The following is a 15,186-nucleotide window of genomic DNA, read 5'->3' as shown; positions in this document are numbered from 1 at the left end:
CTCGACATGTGGGAGCACGCCTTCTACCTCGACTACCAGAACGTCAAGGGCGACTACGTCAACGCCTTCTGGAACATCGTCAACTGGGCGGACGTGTCCGCGCGCTTCGAGAAGGCCCGCACCGCCACCGCAGGCCTGATTGCCTGACGGCCCGTGAGTCCTTTCGGCCCATGACGGGGCCAGAAGTGCTCACAGCTCACAGTCGCCGCGCCCCCTACGGAGCGCGGCGACTGCCGTTTCGGGGGGTTCGTCGTCCGGGAGAAGTCGTATCGTGGAGTGGTGACCATGACGGTGGACACACTCGTCGAGGGGCTCACGTTCCCGGTGAGCGCGCGGTGGCACGCCGGACACCTCTGGGTCGCCGACCAGGGCGCAGGCACGGTGTTGGCCCTCGACCCGGGCACCGGCGCCCTGAACACCGTCGCCGAACTGCCCGGCCACCCCGCGGGCCTCGGGTTTCTGCCGGACGGTCGGCTGCTGATCGCCTGCGGCACCGACCGGCTGCTGCTGCGCCGCGAGGCGAGCGGGGAGCTTGTCGTGCACGCCGACCTCGCCGGGGTCACCGATGGTCGGCTCGCGGACCTGTCGGTGGACGTCACCGGGCGGGCGTATGTCGGGTGCCGCGGCGACGACCACGCGACGGACGACCTGGCGATGGTCGAACCCGACGGCACCGTGCACGACGTCGCCTGCTCGCTCCGTTGCCCGGGCGGCCTGGTCGTCGACGCCGTCGGCGGCACCCTCACGGTGGCCGAGAGCCGCGCGGTGCCGCCCCGCCTCACCACGTTCACGATCGCCCCCGACGGCGGCCTCGAACAGCAGCGGACCTTCGCCGAATTCGGCTCGGACATGCGGCCGGAGGGCCTGGCGATCGACGCCGCGAACGGCATCTGGGTGGTCTCCCCGACCACCGGGGACGTCCTCCTGGTGGACGCCGAGGGCGCGGTCGGCGACCGGTTCACGGTGCGCAGGCCGTACGCCGTCGCGCTCGGCGGCGCGGATGGGCGGGACCTATTCGTCTGCACCGCCCCGAGCACCGACCCGATGGCGGCGGTCGCGGCCGGTTCCGGCGCGGCGCTCCGGCTGCGGGTGACCGTTCCGGGACCCGGCTTCTGACGCCGTCCTGGCACTCGACCGGAGTTGTCTGCCAGCCGATTCGGGCGCATTCTGGAGGTATCCGCCGGCGACGCTGCCGGGACGAGCGAGTGTGGTCAGGGGGCGGGCATGAGTCGAAGCGACTACATCGGGGTTTCCCCGTTCCATGCCGCGGGGATCCTGCGCGGATTCGTCATCTCCGGCCGCTGGCCGGACACCACCAAGGAGTGGGCGCAGCTGCTGGTGCTCGCGGTCCGAGTGGCATCGATCCCCGGATTGCTCTCCACATCAACGGTTTTCGGCGCGCGCGAGGACCTGCCCGATGATCCTCAGCCGGACACGGTGGGCCTGGTCGTCGCCGAGGGCCCCATCGTCGGCGAATCCGCCGTCTCCCCTGGATGTTTCGCCGACCACCAGCCGCCGGCCCTGCTGATGCTGCATCCCCCCTCCGAGACGGTGCCGTCCCTGCCGGAATGCGTCGGCGTCGCGTCGGGTTGCGTCCTGCTACCCGGACTGCCGTATCTCGGCCTCGACCATCGGGCCGCGTGGGTGGAGGCCGAACCCGACGGCACGGTCACCTCGATGGTCAGCCGGGTAAGCCTCGACCCGAGCAGCGACCCCGACACCGCCGTTTTGGCCATGCTGCTCGCCGCCTGAGCAACACCGGAAGTTCAAAGTTCGGGTTTCCAAACTTGTTGTGACAGTTGGCAAATTGCCGTCCTCTGGGTACTGTTGCGATCAGCGAAGGGGAGTAGCCCCCAATCGAGCAGTCGACATACTGGCCAGACCCACGGTTCCTTGAATCCCTGGGTCCGCCCGGCTGCTCGAACCGGCGAATGCCGGTGGGCGAGACCTTCGGTCGTCGACGCATCCCGCGTCGGGGACCGGAGGAACGTCCCAACATCCTCCGAGAATTCGACCGGAGGAGTGAATGTGCTTGCCGCCCTGCTGCTGAGTTTCGGGGTCATCTTCGTTGCCGAACTTGGCGACAAATCCCAATTGATGGCGATGACGTTCGCACTGCGCTACCGCTGGTGGGTGGTGATCGGCGGCATCACCGTCGCCACCACCGTCGTCCACCTGGTCTCGGTCGCCGTCGGCCACTACCTCGGCGTCGCGATCCCGACCCACCTGATCAGCATCATCGGCGGCCTGGCCTTCATCGGCTTCGCGGCATGGACGCTGCGCGGGGACAGCCTCAGCGAGGACGAGCAGGGCAAGGCCGGCCGGGTCGGCACCTCCGCGTTCCTCGCCGTTGCGTCGGCGTTCTTCCTCGCCGAGCTCGGCGACAAGACGATGCTGGCGACGATCACCCTCGCCGCGGACAACGACTGGGTTGGCGTGTGGATCGGCTCGACGGTCGGCATGGTCGCCGCCGACGCCCTCGCGATCGTGGTCGGCGCGGTGCTCGGCAGGCACCTGCCCGAGCGGTTCATTCAGCTCGCCGCCGCGACCCTGTTCCTGGTGTTCGGTGTCCTGCTGCTGCTGGACGGCCTGTTCCCCGGCAGCCCGGCGGGACCGATCGCGGCGGCGGCGATTCTGGCGGCCGCGATCGCGGCGGGGGTCGTGCACCGGGCGCGGTCCCGGCGGGCGGCGCCCCTGCCCGCCGCGGAGTCGTCGCGCGAGCACCTCGACAGTTGACGTCCTCCCCGGCCCTGAAGGCCGGGGATTCCTACCAGCACCCGCGTGGGCGCTCTCGGTGGGTTCCTGTTTCACAGAGAATCGCTTTCCGCTAGACGGAAAGACTGACGGTCTCTCCGCAGGCGTTTCGCCTCTCCGCCCGTCCGGCGGCGAGGATGTTTCGTGCAGCATTCAGATCGCGGTCGTGGACCGTGCCGCACGGGCACGACCACGATCGGATCGACAGCGGTTTCGGTCCGTCGACCCGCCCGCACACCGAGCAGGTCTGGGACGACGGGAACCACCGGTCGACCTTCACGACCGTCCGCCCGTATCGGGCGGCTTTGTCCTCCACCATGCGGAGAAACATGCCCCAGGCGGCGTCGTGGACCGACTTTGCGAGGCGGGTGCGGGCCAGGCCCTTCACGCACAAGTCCTCGACGTAGACCGCTTGGTTCTCGCGGATCAGTGCCGTGGACTGCTTGTGCATGAAGTCGCGTCGGGCGTCGGCCATCTTCACGTGAGCCTTGGCGACCCGCAGGCGCGCCTTGGCCCGATTCTTCGATCCTTTGTCCTTGCGGGACAAGGATTGTTGAGCCTTCATCAACCGTCGCTCGGCGCGGCGGAAGAACTTCGGGGACGTGATGGTCTTGCCGTTCGACAGGACCGCGAACGTAGTCAGGCCCAGATCAATGCCCACTTCGGACTCGATCGACGGCAACGGTTCGGCGTCCATCTCAACAACGAACGATGCGAAGTACCGGCCCGCACCGTCTTTGACGATCGTCACCGACGACGGTTCCGCTGGCAGGTCGCGGGACCAACGCACCGGCACGTCGCCGATCTTCGGGAGTCGCAGTTTCCCACCCGTGGTCACCGTGAAGCGGGCGTTGCGGGTGAACCTGATCGACTGCCAATTGTCGCGGCGGGACCGGAACCGGGGTGCCCCCAGGTTCGTGCCTTTGCGTTTCCCGGCGAGGGAGGCGAAGAAGTTGCGGTAGGCGGCGAAAGCGTCGGCGAGGGCCTGCTGCAACACGACCGACGATACTTCGGTGAGCCATTCCCGCTCGGGCGTTTTCTTCACCGCGGTCAACGCTTTCGACAGCTCCGCATCTTTCGGGTACGACAGACCGGTCCGTCGTGCATGTTCGCGGGCGGCGATCGCGTCGTTGAACACCACTCGGGCGCATCCGAATGCCCGCGCCAGCGCCGCCTGTTGCCCCGATGTGGGGTTGAGGCGGTACCGGTATCGGAGCTGCACCCCAACAGTCTACCATTGGTTTATGGCAGAGTACGACGACATTCGCACTGGTAGACACTGCATTTTTCTCCTTCACGCCCACTTGGTGTTCGTGACCAAATACCGGCATCGAGTGTTCACCGACCAGCACCTCCAACGGATGGAGGCGATCATGCGAGACGTGTGCACCGACTTCGAGGTCGAACTGGTCGAGTTCAACGGCGAAAGCAACCATGTCCACCTGCTCGTGAACTTCCCACCGAAGGTCGCGGTGTCGAAACTGGTGAACAGCCTCAAAGGTGTGTCGTCGCGGCGGCTGCGGCAGGAGTTCCCCGACCTGGTTCAGCACTACTGGCGGGCGCAACGGCTGTGGTCGGGTTCGTACTTCGCCGGCTCGGTCGGCGGTGCCCCGCTCTCGGTGCTGCGGCAGTACATCGAGCAGCAGGACCGTCCGGTCTAGGGCACGCTCGGCCCTTGGTGGGCCTCCCGCGTGTGCTTTCACCTCCGCCGTGAACGACGGAGCACTAGCGCACATTCCGGTAGCGGCGGTCAGGTCCCGTCCCGCGCGACGAGCAGCGCCACGATGTCGTGCTGCCCGAGCCCGCGCGCGTGCTGCAGCACGGTGCGGCCCTGCGAGTCCCGGATCGTCGGATCGGCACCCGCGTCGAGCAGTTGACCAACGACGTCGACGTACCGGGCGGACCCGTCGCCGTAGACGACGGCCTCGAGCAGCGCCGTCCACCCCGGATGGTTGACGTGGTTCACCGGCACGCCGGCTCGGATCAGCGTGCGCACCGTCTCGACCAGCCCGTGTTCGGCCGCCGGGATCAACGCGGTGCCGCCGAACCTGTTGATGCTCCGCACGTCCGCGCCGTGCCCGAGCGTTCCCGCGAGGATCTCGTCGAGGCCCTCGGCGCCGGCGTATAGGAAGGCCGAGTCCTGCATGTCGTCCTTCGCGTTCACGTCCGCGCCTGCCGCGATCAGGGCCGCTGCTGCCGCCGCCGCGTTCGCCTTGGTCGCCGCAACCAGCGGGGTGCGGCCGCCGTCGTCCCGTGCCTCGATGGCGGCGCCTCGACGCACGGCGGCGCGCACCGAGTCCGCGTCGTCGGTGACCGCCGCCGCGAACAGTGCCCGCTCGAGTTCCGGCGTCGACACGGGCGGACCGGGATTCGAAACGACCGCCGGTTCCGGTGTCATCGGCGGAGCGGTCCCCGCGTCGGCGGCAGCCTGCGGGGTGGGGCTCTCCACGGAAATGCCGCTCCCGCAGCCACTCACGGCCAGAACCGCCACGGCGAGGAGCATCACTCCGACCGTGGTCCTCACCGCAGGCTTCCCTCGATCGCGGCGAGACCCGCAGCGGCACAAGCCTGGTCGGCGTTGCCGTCCGGCGCCCCGCCGACCCCGATGCCCGCGATCGAGGCGTTCCCCGCCTTGACGGTCACGCCGCCGGGCAGGAACAGGGTGCCGGGCAGGTCGGCAACGGTCGGGCCGTCTCCCTTCGCCCTGGCGACGAGGTCGGAGGTGTCGGCGCCGAACGCGGCTGCGGTGTAGCCCTTCTGCCGGGCCGACTCGACCGTGTGCTGGGCGGCGTTGTCACCGCGGAGCATCGCCTGCACGTTGCCCGCGCGGTCCACGACCGCGATGGTGACGAACCCGAGCCCGTCGGCCTGGCACCTGGCGAGGGCGGCCTGGGCCGCGCGGCCCGCGGCCCCGACCGAGAGCCGGTTCGCGGTGATGGTGCCCTGGTCGCCGCCGGGGGCCTGCTGCACCGCCGCGGCGGGGGTCACCTCCGCGGTCGTCGCCGAGGAGGCGGCGTTCTCGGGGGACCCGCAGGCCGTTGCGGCGAGCAGGGCGACCGCGGGGACGGCGAGGGCGAGGGCGCGGGGCAGGCGGCGGGAGGTGGTCATCGTCGAACCTTTCGGGCATCGGAAACTCGATCGGCTCCAAGCCTGGCCGCCGGCCCCGTGCCGCGGCATCGCCCGCGCGGCTGCCGCGGGATCATCCGAATGGGCGATCCGGTCCGGGACCACCGCCCGTAGGATCGGCCCGGTGCCGGACAAGACACCCTTCCGGGGACCGATCGCGGTCGCGATCCACCTCTCGTTCTACCTGCTGCTCGCGGCGTCGACGGCCCGCTACCTGACGTACCACGGGGTCAGCGGCCGCTGGGTGGTCGTCGCGGGCCTGATCGCCGTCCTCGCCGCGCTGTACGGGGTGATCGTGGTGCTGTCCCGCCGCGGGGGTGCGTGGCGGCCGTGGGTGTGGCCGGTGCTGACATCGTGGGTGGTGCTGGTGTGGCTGGCGCCGAGCTTCGCGTGGACCGCCTTCCCGATCTTTTTCCTGTGCACGCGGGCGTTTCCGCGGTGGGCGGCGTACCCGGTCGTCGCCGCGCTGGCGGTGTTCGCCGGCGTCGAGTTCATGTCGTTCAGCGGCCGCACCGAGTGGCCGGTGCTGCTCGCGCCGCTGTGCACCGGCGCGCTGATCGTCCTCGCCTACGGGCAGGTCCAACGCGGCGCCGTCGAGCGGGAGCAGCTGCTCTCCGAGCTCATCGACGCGAAAACGAAACTGGCCGAGACCGAGCGGGAGGCGGGTGTGCTGACCGAACGCGAGCGGCTGGCCCGCGAGATCCACGACACCGTCACGCAGGGACTGACCAGCGCGCTGCTGCACCTCGAGGCCGCGGACGAGGTGGGGCCGGGGCCGCGCGCGGACGACGAGATCCGCACAGCGACGGGATTGCTGCGCGAGAACCTGTCCGAGACAAGAGATCTGGTGCACCATCTCGGCTCCCCCGACCTGAGGACGCAGTCGCTCGACGCCGCGCTGCTCGCCGCGGTCCGCGGCTACGTCCCCGCCGCGCATCTCCGGGTGGTCGGGACGGTGATGGCGCTGCCGTCCGAGGTCGAGCACGCGCTGCTCCGGGTCGCGCAGAGCGCCGCGTCGAACGTCCGCAGGCACGCGGACGCGCACACTGTCGGGGTGACCCTGACCTATCTGCCTGGCGCGATCGCGCTCGATGTCTTCGACGATGGCGTCGGCTTCGTCGTCGGTGACCGGGACGGCTTCGGGCTGCCCGCGATGCGGCAGCGGGTCGAGGCCCTCGGCGGCACCTTCGCCGTGGAGAGCACGCCGGGCGAGGGCACCGTCGTCGCCGCGCAGATCCCGGTCGGCGGTGCGGCGTGATCTCGGTGCTGCTGGTCGACGACCACCTCGTGGTGCGGGCGGGACTGCGGGCCCTGCTGGACTCGCAGCCGGACATCGAGGTGGTCGGCGAGGCCGGATCCGGCGAGGACGCCGTCGACCTTGCCGCGCGCCACTCCCCCGACCTGGTGATGATGGACCTCGCGCTCGGCGAGGGCATCGACGGCGTGGACGCGATCCGCCGGATCCGGGCCGACACACCGGGTCAGGCGGTGCTGGTGTTCACGACCTACGACACGGACGCCGATGTGGTCCGGGCGCTGGACGCCGGCGCGATCGGCTACCTGCTCAAGGACTCCGCGCCCCGCGACATCTTCGCCGCGATCCGCGGCGCCGTCGCGGGCGAGAGCGCCCTGTCCCCGCCGGTCGCGGCCCGGGTGCTGGACCGGATGCGGCGCCCCGACCAGGCGCTGACCGCGCGGGAGGCGGAACTGTTGGGATTGCTGGCGGAGGGCCTGACGAACCGGGAACTCGGCAGGCGCCTGTTCATCAGCGAGGCAACCGTGAAAACCCACCTGGCGCACATCTATGCCAAGCTCGGCGTCGACAATCGTGCCGCGGCCGTCTCGATTGCCTTGCGGCGGGACGGGATTCGCTGAACACTTGCCGCACCCCGGGGTGACGGGCACCCGCACGGCGGCAGCCGGGGCACAGGTGCCCTTCACCCGGTCACGGGGTGGATGTCAGCCGGTGCTCCTCGATCGGCGTGCCGAATCCGGTGCCGTTCAGGTCCAGGAACACTTCGCGTTCGGTGACGGAGACGGTGGCGGTATTGCGGCGTTCGACGGCCGCGGCGGCGGCGTCGACGAAGTCGCGGTCGAAGCTATAGAGGGGGATCGCGTCGGCGCGGTGGATCCGCTTGCCAGTGAGCGGGGCCAGGACCTTGGCCGGGTCGCGATGGGTGTAGATCGCGACCCGGTCGGCGAGCTTGGCCGCCCGGTGAACGCGGTCGGCGTCCGGTGCGCCGACCTCGATCCACGCCGTGATGCGGCCGGTGAGATCGCGGACCAGGACGGCGGGCTCGTCGGTGCTGGAGACGCCGCCGTCGCTGAACGCGATGCCGTCCTCGTACTCGAGGCAGTAGGCCAGCAGCCGGGTGAGCATGAACTCGGCTGTCTCGGACGGATGCCGCGCGACCCGCAACTCCAGGTCCTGGTAGACCCCGCGATCGACGTCGGCCAACTGGAGGGTGAAGGTGTACAGGGTTGCGCTGAGTGCCATGAGAGCAGGAGCTTAGCGATCCCGCCACCCGTCGCCCGGATCGCGGCCCGCGAACCCGAGCAGCCGCACGAGGTCGGGGGCGTCGTCCGGGACGGGAACCACGGGCCCGTACAGGCCCTCCCGGCCTGCCTCCTCCCCCGGCACCGACATCGACGCGGCAAACCCCAGGCAGGCCCGAACGGAGGCGGGGTCGGCGTCGTAGGGCTGGCCGGTGGCCTGCGCGAGGTCCCACCCGTGCAGGACCAGCTCGTCGAGCGCGACGACCCCCATCACCGGCGCGGGCATCGTGACGCCGCCCGCCGAGGCGTCGCCCTCCCACGCCTCGGCGGTGCGCCACGCGGCGACCAGATCGTCGAGCTGGGTGTCCAGGCGGTTCCGCCAGTCGCCCGGCAGTCCCCCGGAGGCTCCCACGGGATACGGCGCCTTGCTGGCGGCCGCGGCGAAGGCCGCGGTGAGGTCGAGCAGATGCCGCAGCAGGTCGTCCACCGTCCACTGCTCGCACGGTGTTGCCAGGCTCAGGTGGTCCTCACGCACACCCGCGATGAGCCCGGACACCTGCCCCGCCGCCGGGCCGAGATCGTGGTCAATGGTCATGGCTGCCTCCGTCGGTGACTGTGTGTCCTCGATGTGTGGACCCGGCGGGCACGGGAAAATCATCGGCGCGGGGAGGACACTGGGGGTGTCGCGTCGTCACCCACGGGAGGGTTGGACATGACCGAGCAGAGACCCCCGGAGTCCGTCGCCGCCGCGAAGGTGGTGCTCCTGCAAACCCGGAAACGGGACGGGACCTGGGTGGACACACCGGTGAACGTCGCCGTCGACGGCGGCCACACCTACTTCCGGACCCCGGGCCGGGCATCGAAGAACAAGCGCCTGCGCAACTTCCCGGAGGTCCGGATTCGACCCTGCACCTGGTCGGGCAAGCCGACCGGACCGGAACCGGTCGCCGCGACGGCGCACCTGTTGTCGGGCGCCGACAACGCCGCGGCTGCCCGGGCGATCGACCACCGGTTCCCGGTACTCCAGCACCTGCTGGTACGCGCGACGCACCGGGCGATGCGGACGCCGACCCTGCACTACGAGCTCACGGACTTCCACCCGACCGAGTGACCCGGGGTATCGGATCGGCATGGTTTCACGTTGAACCGGGTATGACGCTTCCGGAATCGGGCATCGTCACGTCGCGTCAACGCATTGCCGCCGAACGCGCAGACGCGGTGCACCGCATCGACTTCCTCACCGCCCGACTCGACGAGATCATCGAGGGCTCGCACCTGACCACCGACGACGACGAGCACGACCCGGAGGGCGCGACCGTCGCCTTCGAACGCGCCCAGACGGCGTCGCTACTCACCGAGGCCCGCCACGAGCTCGACGAACTCGACGCCGCCGAACGCCGCCTCGACGCGGGCAGCTACGGCGTCTGCGAGCGGTGCGGGCGCCCGATCGGTCCGGAACGCCTGGACGCGCTGCCCGCGGCGCGCCGGTGCATTGACTGCGCATGACCGGCGATCCGGGTTCCTGAGCGCGGTACTCCCATGACGGGCGACCACCGTCTGCGAACGCCCCCCGACCGCGCCAGCATAGGGACCGGCTATGGACCCGGTCAGCGAAATCGGAAATCCACTTATGCGCAGGTCAACTGTTGTACGCAACGCCTGCACCCGACCGGATCAGGCACCCATGTTCTGCCATTCGGTGAACCACTCCTAACTCAACTTGCCCGTTCTGCGCTATCGTGTCCCCAAGTACTAGGACGACCAAGTAATGGCCGTCGAGAAAGGGGAGGGACCCGTGGAACTTCAGGGCACCGCAGCACTCGTCACCGGAGCGGCCTCCGGCCTCGGCGCCGCCACCGCCAAGCGCTTCGCCGCGGCGGGCGCGACCGTCTTCGGGCTCGACCTGGCCCAGTCCATCGAGCGTGCGGGCGACAACGTCCCCGCCGGCGTCACGCTGATCGCCACCGACGTCACCAGCGGCGACGAGGTGCAGGCTGCGGTCGACCAGATCGTTGCCTCCGGGGTGCCGCTGCGCACCGTCGTCAACTGCGCCGGTGTCGGCTGGGCGGGCCGCATCCTGTCCAAGAACGGCCCGCACGACCTGGAGCTGTTCCGCACGGTCATCACGGTCAACCTGCTCGGCACCTTCAACGTCATGCGCCTGGCCGCGGACGCGATCGCCGGCACCGACGCCGTCGACGATTCCGGTCAGCGCGGGGTCGTCATCAACACCGCCTCGGTCGCGGCGTTCGAAGGCCAGATCGGGCAGATCGCCTACTCGGCGTCGAAGGGCGGCGTGCACGGCATGACCGTCCCGGCCGCGCGCGACCTCGCCCAGTACGGAATCCGGGTCAACACCATCGCCCCCGGCATCATCGACACCCCGATGCTCGCCGGCGTCACCGACGAGTACCGCAGGGGCCTCGAGGCCGGCGTGCCGTTCCCGTCCCGCCTCGGCCTGCCCGCCGAGTACGCGCAGCTCGCGCAGATGATCGTCGAGCACGACTACCTCAACGGCGAGACCATCCGCATGGACGGCGCCCTGCGGATGACCCCGCGATAGACCATCCGACGGCCGGAGGCGCCGCTGCAGGAAACCGGGGCCGCCGTTACAGCTCCGATGCCAGCGGCACCTCGGCCGCCGCGCGGTCGGTCATCCACTCGCGCAGCACCTTCGTCGCGCGCACGTCGTCCTCGTTGTAGACGAACAGCCGCTCCCGTTGGGTGATGTCGGGGGCGCCGTCGTAGCCGACGGCCTCGCGGTACCAGCTCATCGACGCCTCACCGCCCGCCTCGGCGTCTCGCCAGTGAAAGCCGGCGACGGGTGCGATCTTCTTGAGCCCCTTGCCGTTCGGGCAGATGAACTGGTCGCTGACGGCCTGGTAGATGTCCACCCAGTGCGGTCCGTCGATGAACGCCCGGACCTGGGCCCTGGTGGGGATGCCGGGCAGTCCCGCGAACCGGGCCGCCGACTCGAGCAGCCACTTGTCCTCCGCGGACCTCGAATAGCAATACGCGGCAAAGGTCTTCCCCGCCGCCAGGGTGCGATTCAGCGTCCCGGTCAGCCAGGACCAGAACTCGGCAAACGAGCGCGCCTCGTCGACCGTCGGCAGGGGATCCCACGTGACGAACGGCCGATAAGGTTGCGTCACACCGTTTTCGGTGAGCAGCGTGCCCCACAGGTAGGCGCCGTGTTCCTGGTAGCTCTCCATGTCGACGTCCACCTCGACGTCGGCGCGCGTCACCGTCACCTCCGCGGAGCGACGCACCAGCGGCACCCCGGCCAGCCAGGCCCGCGCCAGCACGACGGCATCGTCGAATCCGTTGCCCTGCCACTCCTCCGGCGCGGGACCGGCCCAGTCGGCGAGCGCGTCGATGGTGTGCACCCCGACCCCGCGCAGCACGTCCGCACGCGATCCCGTCGCGACCAGGCTCACGTCCCGCGCCTCGGTCAGCGCCGCCCGGCAGTCCGGCCACCACGGGCAGGATCGGCACTCACCCACCTGCGACGGCACCGTCGCAACCTCGCCCCGCGCAACGGCGAGCCGATCGGCGAACCGTTCGTCGTACTGATCCATCACGGCGGCCAGGTCGTGCACGAGGATGCATTCGCCGCCGTAGCCGACCGCGCCGCCGAGCAGGCGGGGACTTGCGTGGCCGTGCCGCGCCAGCATCCGGTGCAGCTGGGCGAGCCGGAACTGGTCGCGCAGCTGGGCCCGCACCTTCCTGGTTTCGTCGACCCGCGGCGCCCAGTCGTCGAGACCGGAGGTGACGGCTCCGCTGCCCGGGTCGGTGACCTTGTGGTTGACGACGATCAGCGGGAAGTAGCCGCCCCGCTCCCGGTCCCGGATCAGCAGTTCGGCCCGGCCCCGGCGCCCGGTGTCCGGCTCGAGGGGCAGCACGGCACCCCAGATCCGATCGACGCCGTCGACGCACGCCTGCAGGGTGGCGGCGGCCCGATCCGCGGCGCGGCCGGTGGGATCGACGATGAGCCCGGTGCGGCCGGCCCGCGGCGCCATCAACCGCTCGCGCATCGCCTCCCGGAACGCCCGCGCCGCCTCCCGCCGCTGCTGCACCCCGATGTCCTCGGGAACGTCGGCAACGACCTCCGGGAATGCGGTGTCGAGGTGAACCCGGTGTCGGCACCCGGTCAGCGCCCTCGGGTCGACGAGCACCGGCCGCCGCCGCTCGGACGCGGCGGTTGCGGTGTCGGGCCGGATCGGCTCCCCCGGGCCTTGCAAAGAATTCACGATGACAGAGAGTATGGTCCGCCGGTCCGACACCCGGTGCACGCGGCACTCCTTGCCGACGCCGCGGACACGCGCGGAGCAGTCACGGATACGCTGTACTCGGCAGGGTTTCGGCGCACGAGCACCAGATGGAGGGGCCACCCGGATGGGTCTGTTCAAGAAACGCAAGTCGCGCGCGACCCGGCGCGCCGAGGCCAAGGCACTCAAGCACAAGGCGAAGCTCGAGGCCAAGCACGGCGCCCGCAACGAACGCAAGAAGCTGCGAACCGAGGCGAAGTCCGCGAAGAAGATCGAAAAGGCGCAGGTCGCGACCCTGAAGGCGCAGGAGAAGGCGGCGTCTCGGTCCGGTGTCAGCGTCGCCCAGGTGCGCCGCTACCTCGGCATCGCACGGCTGCTCACCCCGGTCCTCGCGCCGCTCGCCTACCGCGGGGCCGTCCTGGTCCGCGGCAAGCTCGACCAGCAGAAGGCGAACCGGATGGGCATCGCCGCCGAGGACCTCGGTGCCTACACGGGGCACGGCGCGCGGCTCAGCGCCCGGATCGCCGGGGCCGAGCGGACCACGAACGAGATCTCGGCCCGCTTCCCGGACGCCGAGACCACCTCGTTCCTCGCCAGCGTCCGCGGCCGTCTCGGCGAACTCGAGACCGCGGTCCACGCCGCCGAGCAGATGCCCGCGCAGCGTCGCAAGGCCGCGCACCACGCGGTCGCCGCCGAACTCGACGGCGTCGAGGCCGACCTCCTCGCCAGACTCGGCGTCCGCTGACCCGATCGGTTCCCCCGTGCCGTCGACCAGTGCCCGCGACGCCGCCACCCTGCGTGGCGGCGCGGTCGGTGCGCTGACGGCGGCGCTCGCGGTCGCCGGACACGGCGTCGGTGGGGGCGGCCACCCGACCTCGGCGGCGCTGACCCTGCTCGTCCTGTGCTGCGGAGGCGTCGGTGCGGTCGCCGGGGGCGTCGCGGGCGGCCACCGCGGTGGCCGCCTCTCCCTGGTCGCGGCGCTGGCGGGTGGACAGCTCGCCGGGCACCTGGCCCTGTCGACGACCCTGATCCACGAGCACGCGGGCCAGGGACCCCGCGCGCTCCCAATGCTGGCCGCGCACGCCGCGGCGACACTAGTGTGCGCGGCGCTGATCCTGGCCGCGGAGAAGCTGTACGGGCCGATCACCCGGGTGCTGCGGATCGTGCTGCGCGGCCCGACACCCGACCCCCGGCCCGAGCCGGGGCGCCGCACCCCCCCGGAGCCGGAGACGCTCCCGCATCGACTGCTCCACCATGCCCTCTCGAGACGGGGACCCCCGGTCACGGCCTGACCAGCCGATGACCCGATCTCCCCGAAACGAAAGAGACAAATGAACATCCGTTCCTCCCGCGCCGTGCTCACCGCGTGCGCGACCGCTGGCCTGCTGCTGTGCGGGTCCGGTGTCGCCACCGCGCACGTGTCCGTCGCGGCCCCCGACGCCGCGCAGGGCGGCTACACGGTGCTGACCTTCAAGGTGCCCACCGAGTCCGAGACCGCCGGAACCACCCGCCTCGAGGTCACCCTGCCGAACCTGAAGTCCGCGCGCACCGAACCCATCCCGGGCTGGACCTCGCAGGTCGTCAAGGACCCGTCCACCGGGGAGGCCACCTCGGTGACCTGGACCGCCGACCCCGGTGTGTCCGTCGGCCCCGGCCAGTTCCAACAGTTCGCGCTGTCGGCGGGGCCGCTCCCCGAGACCGACACGGTGTCGTTCGACACGGTGCAGACCTACAGCGACGGCGAGGTCGTCGCCTGGAACCAGCAGCCCGGCGCGGACGGCGCCGAACCGGACAAGCCCGCCCCGAGCCTGACGCTGAGCGCGGCCGCCGCCCCCGGCGACGCGCACGGCGCAGCCGCGGCCGCCGACACCGCCGTCGACGCCACCGACAGCACCGCCCGCTGGCTCGGCGGCATCGGCCTGCTCCTCGGCGCGCTTGGCGCCGCCCTCGGGCTCGGCGCCACGATCCGGAGCAGGCGCTCATGAGCGCCCGGATCCGGATCCTGGTGCTCGGCGCGTTGACCGCGCTGGCCGCCGTCCTCGGTGTCGGGGTCGCCGGAGCGCACTCCGCGGTGACCGGCTCCGATCCCGAGGCCGGGGCGCAGGTCACGGCGGGTCCCGACCGGGTCACGCTGACCTTCAACGAGCCGGTGCAGAGCAGTTTCGCGACCCTGACCGTGGTCGGTCCGGACGGCAACCTGTGGTCGAAGGGTGATCCGGTGGTGTCCGGGTCGACGATCAGCGTTCCCGTCGGGGAACTCGGCCCGACCGGCGAGTACACGATCGCGTACCGTGTCACGTCCGCGGACGGGCACCCGGTGAGCGGCACCAGCAGGTTCACCCTGACCGTCGAGGGCACCGGCACGCCCGGTCCGAAGCCCGGCGGGCAGGACGCAGCAGGCGACGACGACGGCTCCGGCCAGTCCTGGCTGATCTGGGTTCTCGTCGGGGCAGCGGTCGTGGTGTTCGGTGGCGGGTTGGCGTTCGCATTGCGCAAACCCGGCAAGTGACAGGCACGTCCGGCGCCCGCGCGTCCGTCCGGC

General features: G+C 70.9%; 20 protein-coding genes. 14 read left to right on the top strand and 6 right to left on the bottom strand.

What is annotated here, in order from left to right:
- The 4 genes from ACWF62_RS15205 to ACWF62_RS15190 form a co-directional block, all read left to right on the top strand.
- On the top strand, nucleotides 1-147 hold a 147-nt coding region (locus ACWF62_RS15205; protein ID WP_452630546.1), incomplete at its 5' end, for a Fe-Mn family superoxide dismutase.
- 138 nt (nucleotides 148-285) lie between these two features.
- Nucleotides 286-1,116 carry an SMP-30/gluconolactonase/LRE family protein gene (locus ACWF62_RS15200; protein ID WP_378508561.1) on the top strand — a complete coding sequence of 277 codons (831 nt, stop codon included), beginning with the start codon at nucleotides 286-288 and terminating at the stop codon, nucleotides 1,114-1,116.
- A 108-nt stretch (nucleotides 1,117-1,224) separates the two neighbouring features.
- Entirely contained in the window at nucleotides 1,225-1,752 is a 528-nt protein-coding gene (locus ACWF62_RS15195; RefSeq protein WP_378508562.1) for a peptidase, read from the top strand.
- Between the two features lie 276 nt (nucleotides 1,753-2,028).
- Complete coding sequence (locus ACWF62_RS15190; RefSeq protein WP_452630542.1) at nucleotides 2,029-2,736, top strand: TMEM165/GDT1 family protein; 708 nt, start codon at nucleotides 2,029-2,031, stop codon at nucleotides 2,734-2,736.
- A 91-nt stretch (nucleotides 2,737-2,827) separates the two neighbouring features.
- Here ACWF62_RS15190 and ACWF62_RS15185 read toward each other — a convergent pair whose 3' ends face one another.
- Nucleotides 2,828-3,976, bottom strand: coding sequence for an RNA-guided endonuclease InsQ/TnpB family protein (locus ACWF62_RS15185; protein ID WP_452630540.1), 1,149 nt, complete (start codon nucleotides 3,974-3,976; stop codon nucleotides 2,828-2,830).
- 22 nt (nucleotides 3,977-3,998) lie between these two features.
- Here ACWF62_RS15185 and tnpA point away from each other — a divergent pair, with 22 nt between their 5' ends.
- The gene (gene tnpA / locus ACWF62_RS15180) at nucleotides 3,999-4,415 is read left to right on the top strand and encodes an IS200/IS605 family transposase (protein ID WP_452630539.1); all 417 of its coding nucleotides are present in this window, start codon (nucleotides 3,999-4,001) and stop codon (nucleotides 4,413-4,415) included.
- A gap of 89 nt (nucleotides 4,416-4,504) precedes the next feature.
- Here the strand turns inward: tnpA and ACWF62_RS15175 are convergent, their stop codons facing one another.
- Both ACWF62_RS15175 and ACWF62_RS15170 read right to left on the bottom strand, forming a co-directional pair.
- Nucleotides 4,505-5,203, bottom strand: a complete 699-nt coding sequence (locus tag ACWF62_RS15175; protein ID WP_452630538.1) for an ankyrin repeat domain-containing protein — start codon at nucleotides 5,201-5,203, stop codon at nucleotides 4,505-4,507.
- Between the two features lie 71 nt (nucleotides 5,204-5,274).
- The gene (locus ACWF62_RS15170) at nucleotides 5,275-5,862 is read right to left on the bottom strand and encodes a GlcG/HbpS family heme-binding protein (RefSeq protein ID WP_378508567.1); all 588 of its coding nucleotides are present in this window, start codon (nucleotides 5,860-5,862) and stop codon (nucleotides 5,275-5,277) included.
- A gap of 142 nt (nucleotides 5,863-6,004) precedes the next feature.
- On the opposite strand from ACWF62_RS15170, the gene ACWF62_RS15165 reads away from it, so the two are divergent.
- The gene (locus ACWF62_RS15165; protein WP_452630537.1) at nucleotides 6,005-7,138 is read left to right on the top strand and encodes a sensor histidine kinase; all 1,134 of its coding nucleotides are present in this window, start codon (nucleotides 6,005-6,007) and stop codon (nucleotides 7,136-7,138) included.
- A complete protein-coding gene (locus ACWF62_RS15160; protein ID WP_378508569.1) occupies nucleotides 7,135-7,755 on the top strand; it encodes a response regulator in 621 nt (206 codons plus the stop codon). The genes ACWF62_RS15165 and ACWF62_RS15160 overlap by 4 nt, the downstream gene beginning before the upstream one ends.
- A gap of 70 nt (nucleotides 7,756-7,825) precedes the next feature.
- Here ACWF62_RS15160 and ACWF62_RS15155 read toward each other — a convergent pair whose 3' ends face one another.
- Entirely contained in the window at nucleotides 7,826-8,377 is a 552-nt protein-coding gene (locus ACWF62_RS15155) for a YaeQ family protein (RefSeq protein ID WP_452630536.1), read from the bottom strand.
- A 12-nt stretch (nucleotides 8,378-8,389) separates the two neighbouring features.
- The gene (locus ACWF62_RS15150) at nucleotides 8,390-8,971 is read right to left on the bottom strand and encodes a TIGR03086 family metal-binding protein (RefSeq protein ID WP_452630535.1); all 582 of its coding nucleotides are present in this window, start codon (nucleotides 8,969-8,971) and stop codon (nucleotides 8,390-8,392) included.
- 117 nt (nucleotides 8,972-9,088) lie between these two features.
- Here ACWF62_RS15150 and ACWF62_RS15145 point away from each other — a divergent pair, with 117 nt between their 5' ends.
- The 3 genes from ACWF62_RS15145 (at nucleotide 9,089) to ACWF62_RS15135 (ending at nucleotide 10,939) form a co-directional block, all read left to right on the top strand.
- Nucleotides 9,089-9,487, top strand: coding sequence for a PPOX class F420-dependent oxidoreductase (locus ACWF62_RS15145; RefSeq protein ID WP_378508572.1), 399 nt, complete (start codon nucleotides 9,089-9,091; stop codon nucleotides 9,485-9,487).
- A gap of 41 nt (nucleotides 9,488-9,528) precedes the next feature.
- A complete protein-coding gene (locus tag ACWF62_RS15140) occupies nucleotides 9,529-9,882 on the top strand; it encodes a TraR/DksA family transcriptional regulator (RefSeq protein ID WP_378508573.1) in 354 nt (117 codons plus the stop codon).
- A 289-nt stretch (nucleotides 9,883-10,171) separates the two neighbouring features.
- The gene (locus ACWF62_RS15135; RefSeq protein WP_378508574.1) at nucleotides 10,172-10,939 is read left to right on the top strand and encodes an SDR family NAD(P)-dependent oxidoreductase; all 768 of its coding nucleotides are present in this window, start codon (nucleotides 10,172-10,174) and stop codon (nucleotides 10,937-10,939) included.
- A 46-nt stretch (nucleotides 10,940-10,985) separates the two neighbouring features.
- Here ACWF62_RS15135 and ACWF62_RS15130 read toward each other — a convergent pair whose 3' ends face one another.
- A complete protein-coding gene (locus ACWF62_RS15130; protein ID WP_378508596.1) occupies nucleotides 10,986-12,551 on the bottom strand; it encodes a TM0106 family RecB-like putative nuclease in 1,566 nt (521 codons plus the stop codon).
- 220 nt (nucleotides 12,552-12,771) lie between these two features.
- Between ACWF62_RS15130 and ACWF62_RS15125 the strand changes: the two genes are divergently transcribed.
- Genes ACWF62_RS15125 through ACWF62_RS15110 form a run of 4 tightly spaced genes read left to right on the top strand, consistent with a single transcriptional unit; the run spans nucleotide 12,772 to nucleotide 15,153 of the window.
- Complete coding sequence (locus ACWF62_RS15125) at nucleotides 12,772-13,389, top strand: DUF6474 family protein (protein ID WP_452630534.1); 618 nt, start codon at nucleotides 12,772-12,774, stop codon at nucleotides 13,387-13,389.
- A gap of 16 nt (nucleotides 13,390-13,405) precedes the next feature.
- On the top strand, nucleotides 13,406-13,936 hold the full coding sequence (locus ACWF62_RS15120; RefSeq protein WP_452630533.1) for a hypothetical protein: 531 nt from the start codon (nucleotides 13,406-13,408) through the stop codon (nucleotides 13,934-13,936).
- 39 nt (nucleotides 13,937-13,975) lie between these two features.
- Nucleotides 13,976-14,629: a YcnI family copper-binding membrane protein gene (locus ACWF62_RS15115; protein WP_452630532.1), complete on the top strand. Its 654-nt coding sequence runs from the start codon at nucleotides 13,976-13,978 to the stop codon at nucleotides 14,627-14,629.
- Nucleotides 14,626-15,153, top strand: coding sequence for a copper resistance CopC family protein (locus ACWF62_RS15110; RefSeq protein ID WP_452630531.1), 528 nt, complete (start codon nucleotides 14,626-14,628; stop codon nucleotides 15,151-15,153). Before ACWF62_RS15115 ends, ACWF62_RS15110 begins: the two co-directional genes overlap by 4 nt.
- Nucleotides 15,154-15,186: the final 33 nt, after the last annotated feature.

This window comes from Rhodococcus sp. NPDC054953 (assembly GCF_053609225.1).
This window is presented reverse-complemented; position numbering and strand designations above follow the sequence as displayed.